This window comes from Agromyces albus (assembly GCF_030815405.1).
Lineage (GTDB): Bacteria > Actinomycetota > Actinomycetes > Actinomycetales > Microbacteriaceae > Agromyces > Agromyces albus_A.
Genome location: NZ_JAUSWX010000001.1, coordinates 701,674 through 721,010 on the forward strand (window position 1 = coordinate 701,674; position 19,337 = coordinate 721,010).

Consider the following 19,337-nt stretch of genomic DNA (forward strand, 5'->3'; position numbering starts at 1 on the left):
TCGACTAGCCTCGAAGCATGAGTCGGAACGTGTGGACCGTCATCGGCGTCATCGCCGCCGTCATCATCGCCTGGATCCTCGTCGACGTGGCGTTCAGCGTGCTGTGGTTCATCGCCAAGCTCGCCATCGTCGCCGTGGTCGCGGTCATCGTGTTCTTCGTCCTCCGTTCCTTCGTGGGGCGGTCGCGCGACCGGAAGTCCATCGAGCGATGAGCCCGAGACCCGGCGTTCCGCGGTCCACGCCCGCGCGAACGATCGGGCGCATCGCCCTGGCATCCGGCCTCGTCTTCGCCGGCGTCAGCCACCTCTTCTGGGCGCGGCGCGAGTTCCGCGCGCAGGTGCCCGACTGGGTGCCGCTCGACGCCGACGCGGTCGTCGTCGCGTCGGGCGTCGCCGAGATCGGCCTCGGCGGTGCGCTGCTCGCGTTGCCACGGGAGCGGCGGCGAGTCGGGGCGATCGTCGCGGCGTTCTTCGTGGCCATCTTCCCCGGCAACCTCGCGCAATGGGCCGAACGGCGCGACGCATTCGGGCTCTCGACCGACCGGGCGCGGTTCATCCGCCTGTTCTTCCAGCCGCTGCTCGTCGCGCTCGCCGTCTGGTCGACCACGCCGAGCGGCTCGAGACGCTGACACACATGCAGTTCGTCGTCCTTACCGGCGCCGGGATCTCGGCCGAAAGCGGCGTGCCCACCTTCCGCGACGCGGGCGGCCTGTGGGAGGGGCACCGTGTCGAAGACGTCGCGACGCCCGACGGATTCGCTCGCGACCCCGACACGGTGCATCGCTTCTACGACGCACGGCGGCGCGCGGCGGCGCAAGCCGAGCCGAACCCTGCACACCTCGCGCTCGCCCGGCTCGAGCAGGAGCTCGGCGACGACCTGCTCATCGTCACGCAGAACGTCGACGACCTGCACGAACGCGCGGGATCCGAGCGAGTCGTGCACATGCACGGCGACCTCTTCACCGCGCTCTGCGAAGCGTGCGGCGACCGCTCTCCGCACGCGGCCGACCTCATCGAGCGGCCCCCGTGCCCGAATTGCGGCGAGCGGATGCTCCGGCCCGATGTCGTCTGGTTCGGTGAGATGCCGTACGAGCTCGACCGCATCGACGAGGCGCTCCTGCGCTGCGACCTGTTCGCGGCGATCGGCACGTCGGGCGGGGTCTACCCGGCCGCGGGGTTCGTCATGATCGCGACGGAGTTCGGCGCCCGCACGATCGAGCTGAACCTCGCCGCGAGCGAGATCACCCCGCTCTTCGACGAGGTGCGGCACGGGCCGGCGAGCATCGTCGTGCCCGAGTGGGTCGAGGAGCAGCTCGCCGCGACCAGGTGAGGCGAGGTGCGCGGGATCCGTCGCGCGCAGCCGCTCAGTCGAGGAACGCGACCGCCCGCGCCGGCGCTCCGTCGGCATCGAGCCGCAACGGGAACACGCCGATCCGCACGCGGGCGGGCAGGCCCTCGAGCCGGGTCAGGTTCTCGACGATGAGGCCGTCGCCGCCGAGCACGACGTCGTGCACCGGGAACGCGCTCGTGCCCGCGGCATCCGTCGGGTCGGGACTCAGCGTGTCGACGGCGAGCACGTGCATGCCCCGGGCGAGGAGGTGGCGGGCGGCGCCGGCATCGAGCGACGGATGCCGCAACGCACGTTCTGTGCCGAAGTGCCGGGCCCAGCCCGTGTCGATCACCACGATCGACGGCACCCGCTGCGGCAGCTCGCCGAGCGCCTCGCTCGTGATGGTGTCGCCGTCGCCGAGACCGTGGAGGTGGATCACGAGCGCCTCACCGACGAGCTCGTCGAGCGCGACACGATCCATCGTGCGCCCGCCCGCAACGGTGTGCGCGGGCGCATCGACGTGGGTGCCGCTGTGCGATCCGAGGTGCAGGGCCGACACCGCGGCGCCGTCGCGCTCCAGCTCGAGCGCGGGCGACAGGTCCACGCCGGGATCGCCGGGGTAGACCTGCATGCCCGTGTGCAGCGGCTGGCTCAGATCACGCATGCGGCATCGGTTCCGCTGCGGCATCCGAGAGGTGCTCGCTCCTCACCGCCGGTGCCGACGAGCGCTCGCGCAGCGACACCAGCAGGTAGAGCACGAACGTGAGCGCGAAGGCCGGGATCGTCGCACCGACCGGCGTGGGCCACACGTAGGTGAAGACGTAGGCTGCGACTGCACCGATGAGCCACACGACGATTGCAGCCCAGTTGACGCCCGCGAGGTACCAGTAGCGCCCGTCGCGCGAGCGCAGGATGTCGCGCGTGTAGGCACCGCGCTTCACGATGTAGTAGTCGGCGATCATGATCGCGAAGACGGGCGCGAAGAGTGCGCCGATCGTCACGAGGAACGTCGTGAACTGGTTGAGCAACCCGAACCACGTCGATCCCACGATCGAGATGACGCCCACGATGAGCGCGGTCGGCAGGAACTTCAGCTTCGTGCCGCCCGGAACGGCGTTCACGATCGTCGTGACCATGCCGTACACGACCATCGTGTTCGTGGCCATGACCGACAGGAAGATGACGACGGCGAGCGGGGCGCCGAACGGGGTGACGATCGTCACCGGGTCGAACGGAACGGCCTCGCCGCCCGAGAGCACGACGTAGCCGATCGCGGTCGCGCCGACGACCATCGAGATGACCGTCGAGAGCGTGTAGCCGACCCCCGAGCCGATGATGCCGGCCTTGCTCGACGTCGCGAACCGGTTGAAGTCGGCCGAGAGCACGGTCCACGAGATCGCGGTGGCGATGACGACGTCGAGCACGAGGATCGGCGTGTAGCCGATCGACTCGTTGGCCGGGATCGCGGCGAACTCCGCGGGGGCATACGTCGTGAACGCGACCACGAAGATGTACGCGATGATGCCGAGGATGAGCACGGCGAGCCACGGCTCGACGCGCGCGATGCCCGTGTGACCGAAGATCGCGAGGATCACGACGAGGGTCTGGCAGATCACCGCGAACAGCACGGGGCTCGAGAATCCGGTGACGGATGCCACGAGGAAGTCGAGCGCGATGCCGGCGAGCATCGCCTGCACCCAGCTCCAGCCCATGAGGATGATGACGTTCGCGGCGACCGGCAAGAGGCTGCCGCGCGTGCCGAACGGCCCGCGCGTGAGCGCCATCGTCGGCAGGCCCGTGCGTGTGCCGATGTTGCCGACGGTCACGAGCACGGCGGCGCCGATGAGCGTGCCGACGATGATGAGCACGACGACGAGGCCGTAGTCGACACCCGGCACGAAGAGCGTGCCGGTGAGCAGGGTCGTGACCACGAGGTTCGCGGCGAGCCAGATCATGCCGATGCGCGGCAGCGACAGGGTGCCGCGCACGGGCCCGGCGTCATCGGAGTGTTCCTCGAGGTACTGCTCGAGGCGTGAGTAGAGCGACATGGCCAGGTCTCCTCGTTGAGTGGTGGGTCGGGTTCGGGTTGTCGTCAGGATGCGTCTGACGCGTCGGGCATGGGGGAGAGGTGCTCGTGCACGGCGATGAGGCGCGGCGACGCGGCATCCGTCGCCGCCTCGACTCGGAAGACGATGGTCTCTCGCTCGCGGTAGGACTCGTCGCCCTCGCCCGTCTCTACCGTCGTCGCGACCGAGTGCGTGAACACTGCGCCACCCGGGAACGGCTGCACGAGCGGCTCGCTCGACGTGCATGAGACGACGCGCCAGCCGCCGTCGACCCATCCCGCCCAGAGCTGCTCGTACGCCGCCCGGTCGGCGAGCCGCTCGGGCTCGGTGTGGAAGACGAAGCTCGCGTCAGGGGCGAACGCGGCGAAGTAGCGCTCGCCGTCGGTCGCGGCGAAGGCGTCGACGATCTCGGATGCCGCGGCGAGCACCGCGTCGCGGGTGGGTTCGGTCGGTGCGTTCATCGGTTCGGCTCCTTCGCCTGGACGGTGGTGGCGGTGGTGGTGCGCGGCGCCATCGCGCTGATGAGCTCGTAGGCGACGTGACTCGCCGCCACGGCCGTCAGCTGGGCGTGATCGTAGGCGGGCGCGACTTCGACGACATCGGCGCCGACGATGTCGAGATCGCTGAGGCTCCGGATGATTCGGAGCAGCTCGCGGCTCGTGAGACCGCCCGCCTCGGGGGTGCCGGTGCCCGGCGCATGCGCCGGGTCGAGCACATCGATATCGATCGAGACGTAGAGCGGCGCTCGGCCGATGCGCGCGCGGATGCGCTCGATCGCCGCGGCGACCCCCTGCTCCTCGAGCTGCTCGCTCGTCACGATCGTGAAGCCGAGCCGCGCGTCGTCCTCGAGGTCGGACTTCGCGTAGAGCGGGCCGCGGATGCCGACGTGCATGCTCGCCGTCAGGTCGATGAGGCCCTCCTCGGAGGCGCGGCGGAACGGTGTGCCGTGCGTGGTCGGGGCGCCGAAGTAGGTGTCCCACGTGTCGAGGTGGGCGTCGAAGTGCAGCACGGCGACCGGGCCGTGCTTCGCGTTCACCGCACGGAGGAGCGGCAGGGCGATCGTGTGGTCGCCGCCGATCGCAACGATGCGGTCGGCGTGTTCCCCGAGGGCGACCGCACCCGCTTCGATCTGGCGAACCGCCTCTGCGATGTCGAACGGGTTGGCGACGAGGTCGCCGGCATCCGCCACCTGCTGCGCGCCGAACGGGAACACGTCTTGCGCGGGGTTGAAGGGGCGGAGGAGCCGAGAGGCCTCGCGTACGTGCGCCGGGCCGAAGCGCGCTCCGGGCCGGTAGCTCACTCCGCTGTCGAACGGCACGCCCGCGATCGCGATCGCGGCGTGCCCCACCTGATCGAGCCGCGGCAGCCGGGCGAACGTCGCGATGCCGGCGAAGCGCGGCACGACGCTCGCGTCGACGGGGCCGCGGATGCCGTCGGTTGGGGTGGCGACATCCGCGCCGGTTTGATCGGCGCTGGGTTCAGGACTGAGTTGCATATTACGAAACTTCCGGTACTGTTGAGGAAACTTGCCGCAACTGTAAGCCGCGGCCCGTGCCGCCGTCAAGGCCTGGCTGAAACGTGTTCGACGACGCGACGAAAGGGAGCCTCATGCGGCCGATCCACCCGTCCGCCGACGCTGCAGGAACGCCGATCGGCGCCAAGCTCCGGAGCACCCGCATCGCGCAGGGCCTCACGCTCGCGCAGGTCGCCGACTCGAGCGGCCTGAGCAAGGGCTTCCTCAGCCGCGTGGAACGCGACGAGACCTCGCCGAGCGTCGCCACTCTCGTGCAGCTCTGCCAAGTGCTGTCCCTTCCCGTCGGTGCGCTCTTCGCCGAGCCCGAGATCCAGCGCATGACGCGCGCCGATGCACCGCACATCAACCTCGGCGGCGTCGGGGTCAGCGAGCTGCTCATGTCGCCCCGCGGTGAGTCCCGCGTGCAGCTCATCCGATCGGCGCTCGAACCCGGAGCGCACGGCGGCCATGAGCTCTACACCGTGAACTGCGACGTCGAGGTGCTGCACGTCGTCGAGGGAGCGGTCACAGTGCGATTCGCCGACCGCTCGGTGCGACTCGAGACGGGCGATGCGCTGACGTTCCCGGGTCGCGAACCGCACACCTGGCATGCAGAGGATGACGCGCCCGCCGAGGTGTGCTGGGTACTCGTGCCGGCGCCGTGGAGCGGCTCGGCCTGAGCGAGCGCCGCCGTTCGACCAATAGGGTGGCGGAATGCGGCTCTTCAAGCGACCTGATACGACCCCGGCCGAGCCCCCGCGCGACGACGCCCTCGAGCGTGACATCGAAGATGTCTCGACCCCCGCAGCGCTCGGCTCCATGTGGAACGATCGCCTCGGCCGCTGGTCGACTCGGAGCCTGCAGGTGCTCATCGTCGTCGCGCTCGCGGCCCTCGCCATCTGGGCGCTCGTGCAGGTGAAGCTCCTGGTCATCCCTGTGCTCATCTCGATCATCCTCGCGGCGGCGGCGGCCCCGCTCGTGGGCTGGCTGCGCCGGCACGGCGTGTCCCCGATCCTCGCCGCATGGATCACCCTGCTCGGCGGCATCCTCCTGCTCAGCGCGGTCATCACGCTTATCGTGTTCGCGGTGCGCGATCAATGGGGAGAGCTCGTCATCTCCGCCAACGAGGGCTTCGACGAGCTGATCGCCTGGCTCCAGACGCTGCCCGTGGCGATCGATCAGGCGCAGATCAACGCCGCGCGTGATGCGATCGTCGAATTCTTCACGAGCGCCGAGTTCGGCACGGGAGCGCTCGCCGGGGTGGAGGCGGCGGCCGAAGTGCTGACCGGTGCGTTGCTCGTGGTGGTCCTGCTCTTCTTCCTCCTCAAAGACGGCGACCGCATCTGGGCGTTCTTCCTGCGTCCCTTCCGCGGGGCGCAGCTCGCTCGCGGCCGCAGAATCGGCGAGACGAGCGTCAACGTGCTCGGCGGCTACCTGCGCGGCACCGCCGTCATCGCGTTCGTCGACGCGGCGGCCATCGGCATCGGCCTCGCCATCCTGCAGGTCCCGCTTGCGCTGCCGCTTGCGGTCATCGTCTTCCTCGGCTCCTTCATCCCGATCGTCGGTGCCACGATCACCGGGATCCTCGCCGCCCTCGTCGCGCTCGTCGCGAACGGGCCGGGCGTCGCCCTCATCGTCGTGGCGATCGTGATCGGAGTGAACCAGCTCGAGGGCAACTTCCTACAACCCGTCGTCATGGCGCAGTCCCTGAAGCTGCATCCGCTTGTCATCCTCATTGCGCTGACGGCCGGCACGATCCTCGCCGGCATCGTCGGCGCCGTGCTCTCCGTCCCGATCGCGGCAGTGGGCTGGGCGATGATCAAGGTCTGGGAAGGCCCCGATCCGTCGATCGAGGAACGGCGGTCGCTGGGGCGACGACGACGCGCAGCGAAGGCAGAAGCCCCCGGCACTGCCGGCGGAACCCCGGTCGCCTGATGTTCACCGCCGTTCGAGGATCCGACCTGACCATCGGTGCAGGGCGCACCGTCAAGTTCGAGGGGGAGGGCTACGGCTCGGGCGTCTCGTTCTTCCTCGTCGACAACCAGCCCGGTCAGGGCCCCGACCTGCACCAGCACCCCTACAGCGAGACTTGGGTCGTACTCGAGGGCGAGGTCACCGTGACCGCCGACGGCGAAGACCACCGCGCGGGTGTCGGCGACATCCTCGTGGTCGGGCCGGCTACGCCGCACCGATTCCGGGCCGAGAGCTCGGGAACCCTGCGCATGATGTGCATCCACGCGTCGCCGCGGATCGAGCAGGAGTTCCTCGACGCCGACTGAGCCGTGCCGATTCTTCTCGAACATCCTCCCGAAAGCTCGATTCACTGAAAGGACCGCACCATGTCGTTCCAGGCATATCTCGACAACATCGAAGAGAAGACGGGCCTGACCCCGCGCCAGTTCATCGATCTTGCTCACGAGAAGGGATTCGATGACGCAGCGGTGAAGGCCGGTGTGATCGTCGATTGGCTGAAGGCCGACTACGGCCTCGGCCGCGGCCATGCGATGGCGCTCGTGCACGTCATCAAGAAGGGCCCGCAGATCGACGCGAAGCACGTCGGCACCGACGGGGTGCACCGCGACGATTCCGAGACGCTGTGGCTCGACGGCAAGGCGACCAAGCCCGCGTGACGGCGCGACCTACTCGGCGACCGTCGCGAGGAAGCGCTCGAGCGCGTCGAGGGCGGGTCGCTGCCCTGCGACGAGCAGCGAGCGCGCCTCAGTTACGCTGACCCAGGCGGCTTCGTCGATCTCGGGGAACGACTGCCGCCGACCGGATCGCGGCGGCCACTCCACCTCGAAGGTGTTGCTGCGCACTGCGTCAACCGTGAAGTCGGCAGCAGCGCCGGCGAACACGCGGATGAGCTTGCCCGACGTGTAGCGGAACGATCCGAGGTCGGCGTAGCCGACGTCGGGGGCGGCAACCCCGATCTCTTCGGCGAACTCGCGCCGGGCGGCGGCGAGCGGATCTTCGCCGGCGTCGTACTCGCCCTTCGGGATCGACCACGCGCCCTCGCGCTTGCGCGCCCAGAAGGGGCCGCCCATGTGGGCGATGAACACCTCGAGCACCTCGCCCTCGCGGTAGAGCAGCAGTCCCGCGCTCGTCACCGGCATGCCGTCGCTCCTCGTCGTCGCTCACGCATCTCGCGACCCCTCGAGTGCGCGAATCAGGCTCACGGAGTCATACGGACCCTTGTGTCGCCGCTCACCGATGAAGAACGTGGGCGTCGAGTGCAGGTCCATGAGCTCGGCATCGAGCACGTCGTCTTCGACCCTGCGGACGACCTCGGGCGAGCGGAGGTCTTCTGCGAAGCGGTCGGTGTCGAGCCCGAGCTCTTCGGCATAGCGGAACAGCGCGCCGGTCTCCAGGCGATCCTGGTTCGCGAACATCATGAGCGCCATCTCGAGGAACCGGCCCTGTCGCCCTGCCGCCTCTGCCGCCTGTGCCGCTTCCCGCGCGTGCGGATGCACCGGCTCGAGCGGCAGGTGCCGCCACACCCAGCGCACCTCGTCACCGAAATACGCGAGCACCGCGTCGATCGACCCCGTGGCCCGGCTGCAGAACGGGCACTCGAAGTCGCCGTACTCCACGATCGTGAGCGGGGCGTCGGAGCGGCCGCGGAAGTGGTCGCGCTCCACGTCGACGGGGCGCACGAGCTTCGCCCCGATGGCCTGAGGAGGTCGCACGCGATCGGCCACGGTGAGCACCGCCCAGCCGAGCGCGAACGCGATGACGGATGCCGCGAGCACGCCCACGCGGGCGAGATCCTGCTGCTCGGGGTCCTCGATCGCGAGGCCGACGATGAAGAGCGAGATCGTGAACCCGATGCCCGACAGCGCAGCGCCGCCCGCGATGCGCGGCATCGTGAGCCCGGGTGCGAGCCTGCCGATGCGGAGCTTCTGCACGATCGCCGTCGTGCCGGCGATGCCGATGAGCTTTCCGACCACCAGGCCCGCGACGACACCCCACGTCAGCGTCGAGCCGGCGGCGTCAGCGAGTGTGGCGGGATCGAGGCGCACGCCCGCGTTGGCGAGCGCGAACACCGGCAGCACGACGAACGCGATGTACGGCCCCCACTCCGTCTGCAGGCGCTCGTTGATCGAGATCGAGTCGCGGAGGCTGCGGGTGGCGTCGCGAGCGTAGACGGAGTTCGGCGACTCGCGGAACGCCCGCGTGAGCTCGGCCGCGCGCTCGACCTCCATGCGCTTCGGAGGGAAGACCGGGATCAGCAGCGCCACCGCGACGCCCGCGAGGGTCGGATGAACGCCCGCGGCGGTGAGGGCGATCCAGAGCGCGACGCCGAGCACCGCGTACGCGGGTCCGCGAGCTGCCGGGAGGAACCGCACGAGCGCGAGCGCCACGAGCAGCACGGCGACGAGCGCGAGGGGTACGAGCCGGAGCCCGTCGCTGTAGAACACGGCGATCGCGATGAGCGCACCGATGTCGTCGACGACCGCGAGCGTGAGGAGGAAGGTGCGCAGGCGTGCCGGGAACTTCGGCCCGATGACCGCGAGCGCTCCGAGCAGGAATGCAGTGTCGGTCGAGATCACGACGCCCCACGCGTGCGCGTTGCCCGAGGTCGCATTCAGCGCCAGGAAGATCGCGGCCGGGAGCGCGAGGCCGGCGATCGAGGCGATCACGGGCACGGCCGCACGCGAGCGATCGGTCAACTCGCCGATCGTGAACTCACGCTTCACCTCGAGGCCTACCGTGAAGAAGAAGAAGGCCATCAGCCCGTCGTTCACGAGCTGATGCAGCGTGAGGTGCTCCTGGAATCCGCCGATCCCGACCTCGACGTCGGTGTCCCAGAACGCGTCGTACGTCGCGCCCCACGGGGAATTCGCCCACACGATCGCGATCACGGTGAAGAGCAGCAGCAGCATGGCCGCGGTGCGGTCAGGAGTGCCACCGCGTCGCCGGGTGCGATCGAGCACGCCGGGACCCTGCACGGTGACCTCTGCGCTGCTCATTCGTCAAGCCTAGGGATGTCGCCGGGAACCGCGCGCTCGCCGTCAGCCGAGCATGACCGCGTTGCGGTCGTCGGGACTCACGCGAACCGGGAACACCGCTCCGGCCTGCCAGCCGTGCAGTGCGGCCTCGGCGATCACGGTCGTGTACGTCGTTCGGTAGGGCTCGGCACCGGGCAGGGTGATGTCGAGCTCGACGGCGTAGATCACCTCATCGCCGATGCGCTTGCCGCTGTCGGCCAAAGTGACCACGCGCCCCGATCCCTGGGTCATGCCGCCGTACCTCGTCATGTTGAGAAACGGGTTCGCCGTGGCCGCGCCGTGCGTTCCCGTGACATCGCCGGGCTGGACTCCCGCGAACTGCTCGGCGAGGTCGGCCGACTGGCGCAGATTTCCGACGTAGTCGGTGCGAGCGGTCTGCTCGAGCCCAGCCTTGGTGAGCCGGAACAGGTCGCGGAAGACACCCATCGCTAGCTCGTGAAGGCGGTCTTGTTCGGGTCGGCCGGGTCGACCTTGATCTCGTGCACGCTGCCCTCGGCGTAGCCCGCGAGGAACTGCGGGGCGACCATCTCGCGCTTCTGCACCGTATAGGGCTCCTTGCCGGGGAGGGTGACCTCGACTTCGAGCAGGTACCACGGGTTGCCCGCGGTGCGCTCGCCCGTATCGACGGCGCTGCGGATCACCGAGGTGCCGGGCGCGCCGACGGCGATGATGCGATTGAGCTCCTGGCCGTACGCGTTGAGCACGTCGTGGTCGGCCGACATCGCTGCGTTCACCGCACCGGCGTTGGCCATCGTGACCGGCGAGCCGTCGGTGTAGCCCGCGTCGCGCAGTGACTGGTTCGCGAGCTCTTGCGCGGCTTGCGCGTGCGCGGCCCAGTCTTGTGCGCCAGCCTGCCCGCTGGCCTGCCCGCCGGTGAACGCGTTCTTCGCCTTGTCGAAAAGTCCCATGCCGACTCCCCTCGAGCGTCGACTTCCCTGACCGGGAGCCGCGTTCGCTCAGCCTCTCACGAGGCGCGGCGGCGAGGCCAGAGCATTCAGCGCTTCGCGCGAATGATCGACCACAACGCCGCGAGGAGCAGCAAGCCGCCGACGGCGCCATACAGGCCCAGCATCGACCACAGCACGAATTCGGTTGACATCGCCCACCTCCGAGTGTCTGCGTTCATTCTGTCACCCGCTGGTTGAGTAGCGCCCGGCGAAGCCGGACGCGTATGGAAACCACCCGCGTCGTGGCGCCGTGCTGTCAAGCAGTTGACGGATGCCGCGACCGGGCGCAGGCTGGACGCATCCCTACCGGCGAGTTATGGAGCGATGATGACCGACCCACGCGAGCCGTTCGAGCGACGCGACCCCGACGAGAACACCCCTGACGTCGGCGAGCCCGAGAAGGTGCGTCCCGAGCAGGGCAACGATGCCGAGGAGCTCGGTCCCGACGCCAACGAGCTCGACGCCGACAATGCGGTCGAGCAGGACTCGATCGAGACGTTCGACCCCGAGAACCCGCCCGCCTGACGGTGTCGGCAAGCTCGCATTCGGGTCAGGTAGGTAAGCCTCCCCTCAGTAGAAACGGCCTTTGATCTGCGGAAATTCGGGTCGCAGGTGCTGTGCGCCGCCGGGTGCCCGGGCTAGCATCTCGGTATTGCACGGTCGAGACGCAGTGGAGGTCACCATGAGCATGACCCTTGACGACATGCCCGCAGTCAGCGAGTGTTCGGTTTCCGGATGTTCCTACAACGACCACTCGCATTGCCATGCGGCGGCGGTGACGATCGGCGGCTCCATCGGTGATGCCGAGTGCGCCACGTTCATCCCGCTCGGCACGAAGGGCGGGCTCGACAAGGTGCTCACGCACGTCGGCGCCTGCCAGCGTGCGGAGTGCGTGCACAACTCCTCGCTCGAGTGCACGGCGCCATCCGTTCGCGTCGGCCCGGGCGCCGTCGAGGCCGACTGCCTCACCTACGACCCCCGCTGATCCGGCGAGAGACCCGCTCGTTCTGCTCTGAGCGGATCGGCCTGTTCCCGAGCGGATGCCACGGCTACCCTCGTGCCATGCGCAAGGTCGTCGAGTTCACGCGGGCCACTGGCTCGCCCACGTCCAAGCCGCTGTGGCGGCACGTGCTCGGCGAGGTGCTGCGCAGCGAGCGACTCGAGCAGGAGCGCATCCTCACCGAGGTCGCGTCGACCGCGGGCGTCTCGCCGCAGTATCTCTCCGAGATCGAGCGCGGCCGCAAGGAGCCGTCGTCCGAGGTGCTCGGCTCGGTGGCCGACGCGCTCGGGCTCGCACTCGTCGACGTGGTCCGCCGTGTCGGCGACGTGCTCGGCGAGCGGCAGGAGGCCGAGCGCAGGAACGCCGAGCGGCGGGAGCTCCTGCGGGTCGAGGCCTCGTTCGCGTTCCGCGCCGACGCCGTGCCGGAGCATCCGCTCGCCATGCCCGACGTCACCATGCCCGACCCCGGCACCGGCTCCCGTCCGCTTCGACGCCTACCTGCTCGCCGCGTAGGACGCCTCGACGCTCGACGCCCCGATCGGCACTTGCGCTGTGAGCACGTGATCGGCGAGGCCGTACTCGACCGCGGCGGCCGCGGGGAGGATGAGATCGCGGTCGGTGTCGTGCCGGAGCGTCACGGCATCCCGCCCGGTGTCGGCGGCGAGCGCCGCCTCGAGCTCGGCGCGCACGCGTACCACCTCGTCGGCGTGCAGGATGAGGTCGGGGATCGAGCCGCGTCCCTGGGTCGACGGCTGGTGCAGGATCACCCGCCCGTGCGGCAGGATCGCGCGTTGCCCCTTCGCCCCGCCGGCCAGGAGCACCGCGGCAGGCCCGCCGGCCTGGCCGACGCACGTCGTCGTGACATCCGGCCGGATGTGCTGCATCGTGTCGTACACCGCGAGCGCGGCGCCCGGGGAGCCGCCGGGGGAGTTCACGTAGAGGCTGATCGGCACGTCGTTCGATTCCGAGGCGAGATGCAGGAACTGCGCGATGAGCACGTTCGCGACGCCGTCGTCGATCTCGGTGCCGAGGTAGACGATGCGCTCCGAAAGCAGCCGGCTGTAGACGTCGAGCGAGCGCTCGGAGTTGCCGCGCTTCTCGATGACGTAGGGGATCGTGTAACTGGTCATGCCATCACTCGCAATCCTGTTTGGGGCCGGAGGGCCTGCGGGTACATCTCGTCGAAGCCCTCGGCGATGCGGTCGATGAAGCCGTAGTCGACGGCCTCGGTCGCCGTGTACCAGCGGTCGCGCAGGGAGTCCTCGGCGATGCGTTCGACGGGCTGGCCCGTGAACTCCGAGACGAGGCCGAGCACCGTGTCGCGCGTGTAGCGCAGGTCGTCGGCCTGCAGTTCGACGTCGACGGCCGTGCCGCCGATGCCCGCGGAGCCCTGGTGCATGAGGATGCGCGCGTGCGGCAGCGAGAACCGCTTGCCCGGCGTGCCGGCCGAGAGCAGGAACTGGCCCGCGCTCGCCGCGATGCCGACGGCGATCGTCGAGACGTCGTTCGGGATCGAGCGCATGACGTCGGCGATCGCGAGCATCGCTGAGACCGAGCCGCCGGGGGAGTTGATCCAGAAGCGGATGTCTCGGCGCGGGTCGTCGGCCGCGAGGGTGATGAGTTGCCCGACCAGGCGATTGCCGCCGGCTTGGTCGAGCTCGTCGCCGAGCACGATGATGCGTTCGTGGAAGAGCCGCTTCGTCAGCTCGGCGTCGATCGGCAGGATCGGAGGGGGCTCATGGTCGCTCATGTCTCCAGCCTGCGCGGGCGCGCGATGCCGCGGGGCGGATGCCGCTCAGGGCAGTGCTGCCGAGAGCAGACCGGTGGTTGAGAGCTCTACCCCGCCCGCGCGACCGCCGGACCCTCGCTGAACTGGCACGAGGTGGCGGCGAGGCGCTCCTCGGGATCGAGCTGCGTCAGCACGGCGCCCGCGATCTGGTAGAGCTGGCCGACCTGCTCCTCGGTGAGCAGGTCGAGCACGTTCGCGCGAACGGTATCGACGTGACCGGGCGCCGCCTGGTCGATGAGGTCGAGACCGGCTTCGGTGATGGTCGCGTTCGTGGCGCGACGGTCGGTGCGGCATGGAGAACGCTCGATGAGGCCGCGCTCCTCGAGCCGGCGAGCGACGTGCGAGAGGCGCGGGAGGGTCGCGTTGGTGCGCGAGGCGAGCTCGGTCATGACCATGGTGCGTTCTGGCGCCCCGGCGAGGGCCATGAGGGCGCCGTACTCGAAGTGGGTGAGGCCCGCGTCGCGGAGAAGCTGCGCATCGAGCGCGTTCGGCAGCAGTTCGGTGATCGCCACGAGCCGCACCCAGGCGGCGGATTCCTCGGTGCTCAGCCATCTCGTGTCGCTGCTCATGTCTTCATCCTACCGCATTGGTTGACGCTACAACTGATTGCGGCTAGAGTGTTGGTTGTACCGACAAGTAATGCGCCAGAGCGGCGCCGAGAGGAACACACATGACCACCGTCAGCATCATCGGATCCGGCAACATGGGCAGCGTCATCGGCGGCATCGTCACCGCCGGAGGCAACCCCGTCGAGTACATCGGCCGCGACACGTCAGAGGCCATCACGGGCGACATCGTCGTGCTCGCCGTGCCGCACCCGGCGCTCGACGAGATCGTCGCGACCCGGGGCGCCGACCTCGCCGGCAAGATCGTCGTCGACATCACGAACCCGCTGAACTTCGAGACCTTCGACTCCCTCGTCGCTCCGGCCGATGGTTCGAAGGCGGGCGAGCTCGCGAAGGCGCTGCCCGACTCGCGCGTGCTCAAGGCCTTCAACACGAACTTCGCCTCGACGCTCGCCGCGAAGACCGTGGGCGGCCTGCCGACCACCGTGCTCATCGCCGGCGACGACGTCGACGCGAAGAACGAGCTCGCCGAGGTCGTGCGCGCCGGTGGCGTCGCTGCGATCGACGCGGGGTCGCTGTCACGTGCTCGCGAGCTCGAGTCCGTGGGCTTCCTCCAGCTCACGCTCGGCGTGCAGGAGAAGATCGGCTGGACCGGCGGCTTCGCGGTCGCAGCCTGACGGCTACGCGGTGCCGCGCAGGTACCGCAATTGCGCTCGAACGGATGCCTCGGCTGCACTTCGCACCGAGGCATCCGTGTCGGCGTAGACGAGGTCGGTGACAGCAGCGGCCGAGGCGCCCGCGCCGAGTTCGGCGAGGGCGGCACGAATCTGCTCGATGCGCTCCGCGCGATGGGCGAGGTAGGCGTCGCAGATCTCGGCGAGATCGGGGAGCACCGGGCCGTGGCCGGGCAGCACGAGCACGGGCGCTTCGGAGCCGAGCGCGCGCAGCCGCTCGAGCGAGCTGAGGTACGGCCCGAGCGCGCCGTCGGGGTCGGAGATGATCGTCGTTCCCCGACCGAGGATCGTGTCGCCCGTCAGAATCGCATCCTTCACGCCGAGCGCCGCGTCGCCGGGCAGCACGAAGCACACCGAGTCCGCGGTGTGTCCCGGTGTGGCGACGACCTCGATCTCGAGGCCTGCAGCCTTGATGCGCTCCCGATCGGTGAGCGGCGGAGCGCCGAGGCAGAGCGCGCGATCGATCGCCCGCACCGGGGCATCCGTCATCGCGGCGAACCGGGCGACGCCCTCGGTGTGGTCGGCGTGATGGTGAGTGACGAGCACGAGCTCGACGGGGCCGGCGGCGGCGAGGCGGGCGAGATGGCCGGCGTCGTCGGGGCCGGGGTCGACGACGACGCAGCCCGCGGCGCCCGGCGTGCGCAGCACGAAGGAGTTCGTGCCGTCGAGCGTCATCGGTCCGGGGTTCGGCGCCCGCACGAGCGTTGCGACCGGCGAGACCGGCTCGCCGACGGAGGGGCCCGAAGAGGTCTCATCCATGTCCGCAGTGTATCGGCGCAGCCCATTTCGGGGGACGCCGGCACCCGTGTGCTCGCGCGCCGCGCGGCCTAGTCTGAGGGCATGGACAGCGACCTCGAATCCCTGACCGATCCCGCCGGCACCGGTGCCGCGGCGACGGTCGTGCTGCTGCGCGATGGCGAGCGCGGACTCGAGGTGCTCCTCGCCGAGCGACCGCGCGACCGCGGCTCGTTCGCGGGTGCGTGGGTCTTCCCCGGCGGTGCGGTCGACGAGGCGGATGCCGCAGGGGACCCGATCGACGGCATCGAAGCCGCCCGCAGGGCCGCCGTGCGCGAGACGCGTGAGGAGGTCGGCCTCGAGATCGACGCCGCCGAGCTCGTGCCGTTCTCGCACTGGACCCCGCCGAAGGGAGCGCAGAAGCAGCTCACGACGACGTTCTTCGCCGTGCGGGTGCCCGACGGCGAGCTGCGGCTCGCACCAGACGAGGTCGCCGGCGCGGAGTGGCTTCGCCCGATCGACGCGCTCGAGCGGCACGCCGCCGGCGCGATGACGCTGTGGCCGCCGACGTGGGTCACGCTGCACGGACTGCAGCACGCGGCATCCGTCGACGCCGCACTCGCCGAACTGCGCAGCGGCGACGTGCGCCCCTTCGTCGGTCGCTTCAACGAGCGACGCACGACCGTGTTCTGGCAGGAGGACGACGAGTACGACGCCGTGAACGGTGCCGAGCGCGACCAGCCTGCCGTTCCCGACGACGCCCCCGACGCCGAGGGCCGCCGCCACCGGCTCGTGATGGACCGGCTGCCGTGGGTCTACCTGCACCGCTTCTGATCGACGGCCGGTGCTGATCGACGGCAGCTGCTCGCCGGCGGTACCGTGAGCGAGTGGACTGGCTCGACTGGTTCGATGCGCACGACTACGAGATCGCCCGCCAGGTGCTGCAACGCGGGGTGGGCGCGCTCGCCTTCGTGGCGTTCTGGTCGACACTGAACCAGTTCCGGCCGCTCCTCGGCGAGCACGGGCTGCTGCCCGTTCCCGTGCTGTTGCAGCTCGCGTCGCGGCTCCGCGGCCCCACCCTCTTCCGCTGGGGATACACCGATCGGCGGCTCGTGGCCGTGGCGATCGCGGGGCTCGTGCTCGCGGCATCCGTGATCCTCGGCCTCCCGCAGCTCGGCCCTCCGTGGCTGCCGATGCTCGTGTTCCTCGCGCTGTGGATCCTCTACCTCTCGATCGTGAACGTCGGCCAGACCTTCTACGGCTTCGGCTGGGAGATGCTGCTCTGCGAGGCGCTCTTCTCGGTCGCGTTCCTCGGGTCGATCAACGAGCCGCCACCGATCATGATCGTCGTCGCCGTGTGGTGGCTCGTGTTCCGGCTCGAGTTCGGGGCGGGCATGATCAAGATCCGCGGCGGGAGCGAGTGGCGCGACCTCACCGCGCTCATGTACCACCACGAGACGCAGCCGATTCCCAATCCCGTGAGCCGGCAGGCGCACCTGCTGCCGAAGTGGTTCCACAAGGGCGAGGTGCTCGGCAACCACTTCGCCCAGCTGATCGTGCCGTTCCTGCTGTTCGTGCCGGGGCCGGTCGGCTCATCAGCCGCCGCGGTCGTGATCCTCACACAGTTGTGGCTCATCGTCACCGGCAACTTCGCGTGGCTCAACTGGATCACCGTGGTGCTCGCGGCATCCGCTGTCACCGACTCCGCCTGGCACTGGCTGATCCCGGCGATCCCGACGGACTTGGGCACGGATGCCGCGTCGACGCCGATCTGGTGGTTCGTCATCGTCGCCGCGGTGGCGGTGCTCCTGCTCGCGCTGAGCTGGCGCCCGGTGCAGAACCTCTTCTCGCGCCGGCAGCTCATGAACGCGAGCTTCAACCGCTGGATGCTCGTGAACGCCTACGGCGCCTTCGGCACGGTCACGAAGCGGCGCATCGAGATCGTCGTCGAGGGCACCCTCGCCGAGTCGCCCGACGGCGACGCGGAATGGCGCGAGTACGAGTTCAAGGGAAAGCCCGGCGATCTGCGGCGGATGCCGCCCCAATGGGCGCCCTATCACTTGCGGCTCGACTGGCTGATGTGGTTCCTGCCGCTCGGCCGCATCTGGGAGCCGTGGTTCGAGATGCTCCTGCTGCGATTCCTCGAAGCGGATGCCGCAACGCTGAAGCTCATCCGCATCGACCCGTTCGACGGGCAGCCGCCGCGATGGGTGCGCGCCCGCGCGTACCACTACCGCTTCTCGACGCACGCGGAGTACCGCGAGACGGGTGAGCGCTGGGTGCGCACGCTGCAGGGCGAGGTCATTCCGCCGGCGGGGCTGCGCTGACCGTTTCAGCCGTGGTCACTCTCCGGCAACCGTTCTCCCAGCTGACCCCGACACGTCGTCCATCGAACTCCCGTTGTTCACCGTGGCTGGCCACCGTGTCATCCGGGGTGCCTCGCAACGACCGCGAGGGCCCGAATGGCTTGCCAGGGAGGGTGCACACGCATGCAGTGGTGGAGGAACGGACGCCGCAACGGCGGCAGACCGATGGAGGTGGTGGCGGTGGCGATCTCGGCATTCCTCGGAGCCGGCCTCGCGATCGCGCCGGTGCACGTGCAGGCCGCTTCGGCGGCGCCCGGCACGATGGCACTGCCGGCGGCGAAGCCGACACCGGCGGAACCCACGCCGCCGCTGCTCACGCCGCAGAGCGGCGCCTACCTCGAGGGCGTCGCGACGATCGCGGCGACCCCTGTCGCGGCCGACGACGACGTGACGAGCCTCACCCTCGACGGCGCCGAGCTCGACGCGACGGCGACCGTGGGGGTCTCGTACCTGCGGTTCGATGTCGGCTCGAACTCCACCGAGGCTCGCTTCGGCAACTACATCCTGGTGAACGGCGACCACCGCATCGCCATCGGTGACCACGTGAACGAGCGCGTCGATCTCGAGATTCCGAACGAGCACCTCGTGCAGGGCGAGAACACGATCGAGATCGTCACGGGCGCGGTCCCCTCCTCGTGCGGCCTCAACCACGACGACTTCGTGCTCTCGAACCTGGGCCTCGAGCTGCTCGGCGAGATCGCCGACGGCAAGGAGAACGAGTACAGCTACTCGTTCGGCGACGGCAGCTGCGGCACGAACACCTCGCTCCGGCTCTCGGCGGAGCTCTCGTTCTTCGTCCTCGGCGACCCGCAGGGAACGACCGGTCTCTCGAGCGAGCTCGACACGTCGACCGTCGCGAACGGCCCGCACACGATCGTCGCCACGACCGCCTCGGGCGCGAGCGCCACGAGCACCGTGACCGTCAACAACGCCCCCGTGGGCGCACCGCACGTGACGCCGGCCGATGGAACGATCGCCAAGGGTGTGCAGCAGGTCTTCGCGACGCAGCCGGCCTCGGGTGACGGCGGGGTGGCCAGCCTCACGATCGACGGCAGCGGCGCGCAGACCGTGCCGGCCCTCGGCGCGGGCGACGCCGTGCTGAGCTTCAACGTGGGCTCGAACTCGATCGAGTCCCGCTACCACAACCACATTCTCGTGAACGGGATCAAGCACGACATCGGCGGCGACTTCGTGAGCCGCCGCGTCGACGTCGCATTCCCGAACGAGTGGCTCCAGCCGGGCGCGAACACGATCCAGCTCGTCACCGGCGGCATCTGACTCGG

General features: G+C 69.7%; 25 protein-coding genes and 1 pseudogene. 14 read left to right on the top strand and 12 right to left on the bottom strand.

Annotated elements, in window-relative coordinates; all coding sequences use genetic code 11:
* The first annotated feature begins 17 nt into the window (after window positions 1–17).
* From QFZ29_RS03230 to QFZ29_RS03240, 3 genes are read left to right on the top strand one after another with little or no spacing between them, the layout of a single operon-like run.
* Window positions 18–212, top strand: coding sequence for a hypothetical protein (locus QFZ29_RS03230; RefSeq protein WP_306892813.1), 195 nt, complete (start codon window positions 18–20; stop codon window positions 210–212).
* Window positions 209–628: a DoxX family protein gene (locus tag QFZ29_RS03235; protein WP_306892814.1), complete on the top strand. Its 420-nt coding sequence runs from the start codon at window positions 209–211 to the stop codon at window positions 626–628. Before QFZ29_RS03230 ends, QFZ29_RS03235 begins: the two co-directional genes overlap by 4 nt.
* Window positions 629–633: 5 nt before the next feature.
* Window positions 634–1,329: an NAD-dependent deacylase gene (locus tag QFZ29_RS03240; RefSeq protein WP_306892815.1), complete on the top strand. Its 696-nt coding sequence runs from the start codon at window positions 634–636 to the stop codon at window positions 1,327–1,329.
* A gap of 34 nt (window positions 1,330–1,363) precedes the next feature.
* Here the strand turns inward: QFZ29_RS03240 and QFZ29_RS03245 are convergent, their stop codons facing one another.
* The 4 genes from QFZ29_RS03245 to speB are packed head-to-tail and all read right to left on the bottom strand — an operon-like array spanning window position 1,364 to window position 4,890.
* Entirely contained in the window at window positions 1,364–1,993 is a 630-nt protein-coding gene (locus tag QFZ29_RS03245; protein ID WP_306892816.1) for a cyclase family protein, read from the bottom strand.
* A complete protein-coding gene (locus QFZ29_RS03250; RefSeq protein WP_306892817.1) occupies window positions 1,986–3,377 on the bottom strand; it encodes a purine-cytosine permease family protein in 1,392 nt (463 codons plus the stop codon). The genes QFZ29_RS03245 and QFZ29_RS03250 overlap by 8 nt, the downstream gene beginning before the upstream one ends.
* A 44-nt stretch (window positions 3,378–3,421) precedes the next feature.
* On the bottom strand, window positions 3,422–3,856 hold the full coding sequence (locus QFZ29_RS03255; RefSeq protein ID WP_306892818.1) for a YybH family protein: 435 nt from the start codon (window positions 3,854–3,856) through the stop codon (window positions 3,422–3,424).
* The gene (gene speB, locus QFZ29_RS03260) at window positions 3,853–4,890 is read right to left on the bottom strand and encodes an agmatinase (RefSeq protein ID WP_306892819.1); all 1,038 of its coding nucleotides are present in this window, start codon (window positions 4,888–4,890) and stop codon (window positions 3,853–3,855) included. Before speB ends, QFZ29_RS03255 begins: the two co-directional genes overlap by 4 nt.
* 113 nt (window positions 4,891–5,003) lie before the next feature.
* Here speB and QFZ29_RS03265 point away from each other — a divergent pair, with 113 nt between their 5' ends.
* From QFZ29_RS03265 to QFZ29_RS03280, 4 genes are read left to right on the top strand one after another with little or no spacing between them, the layout of a single operon-like run.
* On the top strand, window positions 5,004–5,588 hold the full coding sequence (locus QFZ29_RS03265) for a helix-turn-helix domain-containing protein (RefSeq protein WP_306892820.1): 585 nt from the start codon (window positions 5,004–5,006) through the stop codon (window positions 5,586–5,588).
* A gap of 34 nt (window positions 5,589–5,622) precedes the next feature.
* On the top strand, window positions 5,623–6,843 hold the full coding sequence (locus tag QFZ29_RS03270) for an AI-2E family transporter (protein ID WP_306892821.1): 1,221 nt from the start codon (window positions 5,623–5,625) through the stop codon (window positions 6,841–6,843).
* Window positions 6,843–7,187, top strand: a complete 345-nt coding sequence (locus tag QFZ29_RS03275) for a cupin domain-containing protein (RefSeq protein ID WP_306892822.1) — start codon at window positions 6,843–6,845, stop codon at window positions 7,185–7,187. The genes QFZ29_RS03270 and QFZ29_RS03275 overlap by 1 nt, the downstream gene beginning before the upstream one ends.
* Window positions 7,188–7,247: 60 nt before the next feature.
* Window positions 7,248–7,538, top strand: coding sequence for a DUF4287 domain-containing protein (locus QFZ29_RS03280; protein ID WP_306892823.1), 291 nt, complete (start codon window positions 7,248–7,250; stop codon window positions 7,536–7,538).
* A 9-nt stretch (window positions 7,539–7,547) separates the two neighbouring features.
* Here QFZ29_RS03280 and QFZ29_RS03285 read toward each other — a convergent pair whose 3' ends face one another.
* The 4 genes from QFZ29_RS03285 to QFZ29_RS03300 are packed head-to-tail and all read right to left on the bottom strand — an operon-like array spanning window position 7,548 to window position 10,825.
* Window positions 7,548–8,021 carry an NUDIX domain-containing protein gene (locus QFZ29_RS03285; RefSeq protein WP_306892824.1) on the bottom strand — a complete coding sequence of 158 codons (474 nt, stop codon included), beginning with the start codon at window positions 8,019–8,021 and terminating at the stop codon, window positions 7,548–7,550.
* Between the two features lie 21 nt (window positions 8,022–8,042).
* Window positions 8,043–9,878: a Na+/H+ antiporter NhaA gene (nhaA, locus tag QFZ29_RS03290; protein WP_306892825.1), complete on the bottom strand. Its 1,836-nt coding sequence runs from the start codon at window positions 9,876–9,878 to the stop codon at window positions 8,043–8,045.
* 42 nt (window positions 9,879–9,920) lie between these two features.
* Window positions 9,921–10,343 carry a hypothetical protein gene (locus QFZ29_RS03295; RefSeq protein ID WP_306892826.1) on the bottom strand — a complete coding sequence of 141 codons (423 nt, stop codon included), beginning with the start codon at window positions 10,341–10,343 and terminating at the stop codon, window positions 9,921–9,923.
* Window positions 10,344–10,345: 2 nt separating this feature from the next.
* Entirely contained in the window at window positions 10,346–10,825 is a 480-nt protein-coding gene (locus QFZ29_RS03300) for a hypothetical protein (RefSeq protein ID WP_306892827.1), read from the bottom strand.
* Between the two features lie 366 nt (window positions 10,826–11,191).
* Between QFZ29_RS03300 and QFZ29_RS03305 the strand changes: the two genes are divergently transcribed.
* From QFZ29_RS03305 to QFZ29_RS03315, 3 genes and pseudogenes are all read left to right on the top strand, one after another.
* The gene (locus tag QFZ29_RS03305) at window positions 11,192–11,389 is read left to right on the top strand and encodes a hypothetical protein (RefSeq protein ID WP_306892828.1); all 198 of its coding nucleotides are present in this window, start codon (window positions 11,192–11,194) and stop codon (window positions 11,387–11,389) included.
* Window positions 11,390–11,546: 157 nt separating this feature from the next.
* Window positions 11,547–11,849 carry a DUF1540 domain-containing protein gene (locus QFZ29_RS03310; protein ID WP_129519240.1) on the top strand — a complete coding sequence of 101 codons (303 nt, stop codon included), beginning with the start codon at window positions 11,547–11,549 and terminating at the stop codon, window positions 11,847–11,849.
* Window positions 11,850–11,926: 77 nt separating this feature from the next.
* Window positions 11,927–12,103 (top strand): annotated as a pseudogene (locus tag QFZ29_RS03315) (helix-turn-helix domain-containing protein); the annotation flags it as partial.
* Window positions 12,104–12,358: 255 nt separating this feature from the next.
* On the opposite strand, the gene QFZ29_RS03320 reads toward QFZ29_RS03315, so the two are convergent.
* From QFZ29_RS03320 to QFZ29_RS03330, 3 genes are all read right to left on the bottom strand, one after another.
* Window positions 12,359–12,994, bottom strand: coding sequence for a ClpP family protease (locus QFZ29_RS03320; protein WP_306892829.1), 636 nt, complete (start codon window positions 12,992–12,994; stop codon window positions 12,359–12,361).
* Window positions 12,991–13,614 carry a ClpP family protease gene (locus QFZ29_RS03325; RefSeq protein WP_306892830.1) on the bottom strand — a complete coding sequence of 208 codons (624 nt, stop codon included), beginning with the start codon at window positions 13,612–13,614 and terminating at the stop codon, window positions 12,991–12,993. The genes QFZ29_RS03320 and QFZ29_RS03325 overlap by 4 nt, the downstream gene beginning before the upstream one ends.
* A gap of 86 nt (window positions 13,615–13,700) precedes the next feature.
* Window positions 13,701–14,222 (bottom strand): MarR family winged helix-turn-helix transcriptional regulator, encoded by a 522-nt coding sequence (locus QFZ29_RS03330; RefSeq protein WP_306892831.1) that lies wholly within the window; start codon window positions 14,220–14,222, stop codon window positions 13,701–13,703.
* Between the two features lie 101 nt (window positions 14,223–14,323).
* Between QFZ29_RS03330 and QFZ29_RS03335 the strand changes: the two genes are divergently transcribed.
* Window positions 14,324–14,896 carry an NADPH-dependent F420 reductase gene (locus tag QFZ29_RS03335; protein WP_306892832.1) on the top strand — a complete coding sequence of 191 codons (573 nt, stop codon included), beginning with the start codon at window positions 14,324–14,326 and terminating at the stop codon, window positions 14,894–14,896.
* Window positions 14,897–14,899: 3 nt separating this feature from the next.
* Here the strand turns inward: QFZ29_RS03335 and QFZ29_RS03340 are convergent, their stop codons facing one another.
* Window positions 14,900–15,712, bottom strand: coding sequence for an MBL fold metallo-hydrolase (locus QFZ29_RS03340; protein WP_373426177.1), 813 nt, complete (start codon window positions 15,710–15,712; stop codon window positions 14,900–14,902).
* 81 nt (window positions 15,713–15,793) lie between these two features.
* Between QFZ29_RS03340 and QFZ29_RS03345 the strand changes: the two genes are divergently transcribed.
* The 3 genes from QFZ29_RS03345 (at window position 15,794) to QFZ29_RS03355 (ending at window position 19,332) form a co-directional block, all read left to right on the top strand.
* Window positions 15,794–16,522: an NUDIX hydrolase gene (locus tag QFZ29_RS03345; RefSeq protein WP_306892833.1), complete on the top strand. Its 729-nt coding sequence runs from the start codon at window positions 15,794–15,796 to the stop codon at window positions 16,520–16,522.
* Window positions 16,523–16,575: 53 nt separating this feature from the next.
* Complete coding sequence (locus QFZ29_RS03350) at window positions 16,576–18,015, top strand: lipase maturation factor family protein (RefSeq protein ID WP_306892834.1); 1,440 nt, start codon at window positions 16,576–16,578, stop codon at window positions 18,013–18,015.
* A gap of 162 nt (window positions 18,016–18,177) precedes the next feature.
* Window positions 18,178–19,332 (top strand): hypothetical protein, encoded by a 1,155-nt coding sequence (locus QFZ29_RS03355; protein ID WP_306892835.1) that lies wholly within the window; start codon window positions 18,178–18,180, stop codon window positions 19,330–19,332.
* Window positions 19,333–19,337: the final 5 nt, after the last annotated feature.

Coding starts and splice junctions, on each gene's coding strand:
- QFZ29_RS03230 (WP_306892813.1), top strand. CDS start 18: ATGAGTCGGAACGTGTGGACCGTCATCGGCGTCATCGCCGCCGTCATC.
- QFZ29_RS03235 (WP_306892814.1), top strand. CDS start 209: ATGAGCCCGAGACCCGGCGTTCCGCGGTCCACGCCCGCGCGAACGATC.
- QFZ29_RS03240 (WP_306892815.1), top strand. CDS start 634: ATGCAGTTCGTCGTCCTTACCGGCGCCGGGATCTCGGCCGAAAGCGGC.
- QFZ29_RS03245 (WP_306892816.1), bottom strand. CDS start 1,993: ATGCGTGATCTGAGCCAGCCGCTGCACACGGGCATGCAGGTCTACCCC.
- QFZ29_RS03250 (WP_306892817.1), bottom strand. CDS start 3,377: ATGTCGCTCTACTCACGCCTCGAGCAGTACCTCGAGGAACACTCCGAT.
- QFZ29_RS03255 (WP_306892818.1), bottom strand. CDS start 3,856: ATGAACGCACCGACCGAACCCACCCGCGACGCGGTGCTCGCCGCGGCA.
- speB (WP_306892819.1), bottom strand. CDS start 4,890: ATGCAACTCAGTCCTGAACCCAGCGCCGATCAAACCGGCGCGGATGTC.
- QFZ29_RS03265 (WP_306892820.1), top strand. CDS start 5,004: ATGCGGCCGATCCACCCGTCCGCCGACGCTGCAGGAACGCCGATCGGC.
- QFZ29_RS03270 (WP_306892821.1), top strand. CDS start 5,623: ATGCGGCTCTTCAAGCGACCTGATACGACCCCGGCCGAGCCCCCGCGC.
- QFZ29_RS03275 (WP_306892822.1), top strand. CDS start 6,843: ATGTTCACCGCCGTTCGAGGATCCGACCTGACCATCGGTGCAGGGCGC.
- QFZ29_RS03280 (WP_306892823.1), top strand. CDS start 7,248: ATGTCGTTCCAGGCATATCTCGACAACATCGAAGAGAAGACGGGCCTG.
- QFZ29_RS03285 (WP_306892824.1), bottom strand. CDS start 8,021: ATGCCGGTGACGAGCGCGGGACTGCTGCTCTACCGCGAGGGCGAGGTG.
- nhaA (WP_306892825.1), bottom strand. CDS start 9,878: ATGAGCAGCGCAGAGGTCACCGTGCAGGGTCCCGGCGTGCTCGATCGC.
- QFZ29_RS03295 (WP_306892826.1), bottom strand. CDS start 10,343: ATGGGTGTCTTCCGCGACCTGTTCCGGCTCACCAAGGCTGGGCTCGAG.
- QFZ29_RS03300 (WP_306892827.1), bottom strand. CDS start 10,825: ATGGGACTTTTCGACAAGGCGAAGAACGCGTTCACCGGCGGGCAGGCC.
- QFZ29_RS03305 (WP_306892828.1), top strand. CDS start 11,192: ATGACCGACCCACGCGAGCCGTTCGAGCGACGCGACCCCGACGAGAAC.
- QFZ29_RS03310 (WP_129519240.1), top strand. CDS start 11,547: ATGAGCATGACCCTTGACGACATGCCCGCAGTCAGCGAGTGTTCGGTT.
- QFZ29_RS03320 (WP_306892829.1), bottom strand. CDS start 12,994: ATGACCAGTTACACGATCCCCTACGTCATCGAGAAGCGCGGCAACTCC.
- QFZ29_RS03325 (WP_306892830.1), bottom strand. CDS start 13,614: ATGAGCGACCATGAGCCCCCTCCGATCCTGCCGATCGACGCCGAGCTG.
- QFZ29_RS03330 (WP_306892831.1), bottom strand. CDS start 14,222: ATGAGCAGCGACACGAGATGGCTGAGCACCGAGGAATCCGCCGCCTGG.
- QFZ29_RS03335 (WP_306892832.1), top strand. CDS start 14,324: ATGACCACCGTCAGCATCATCGGATCCGGCAACATGGGCAGCGTCATC.
- QFZ29_RS03340 (WP_373426177.1), bottom strand. CDS start 15,712: ATGGATGAGACCTCTTCGGGCCCCTCCGTCGGCGAGCCGGTCTCGCCG.
- QFZ29_RS03345 (WP_306892833.1), top strand. CDS start 15,794: ATGGACAGCGACCTCGAATCCCTGACCGATCCCGCCGGCACCGGTGCC.
- QFZ29_RS03355 (WP_306892835.1), top strand. CDS start 18,178: ATGCAGTGGTGGAGGAACGGACGCCGCAACGGCGGCAGACCGATGGAG.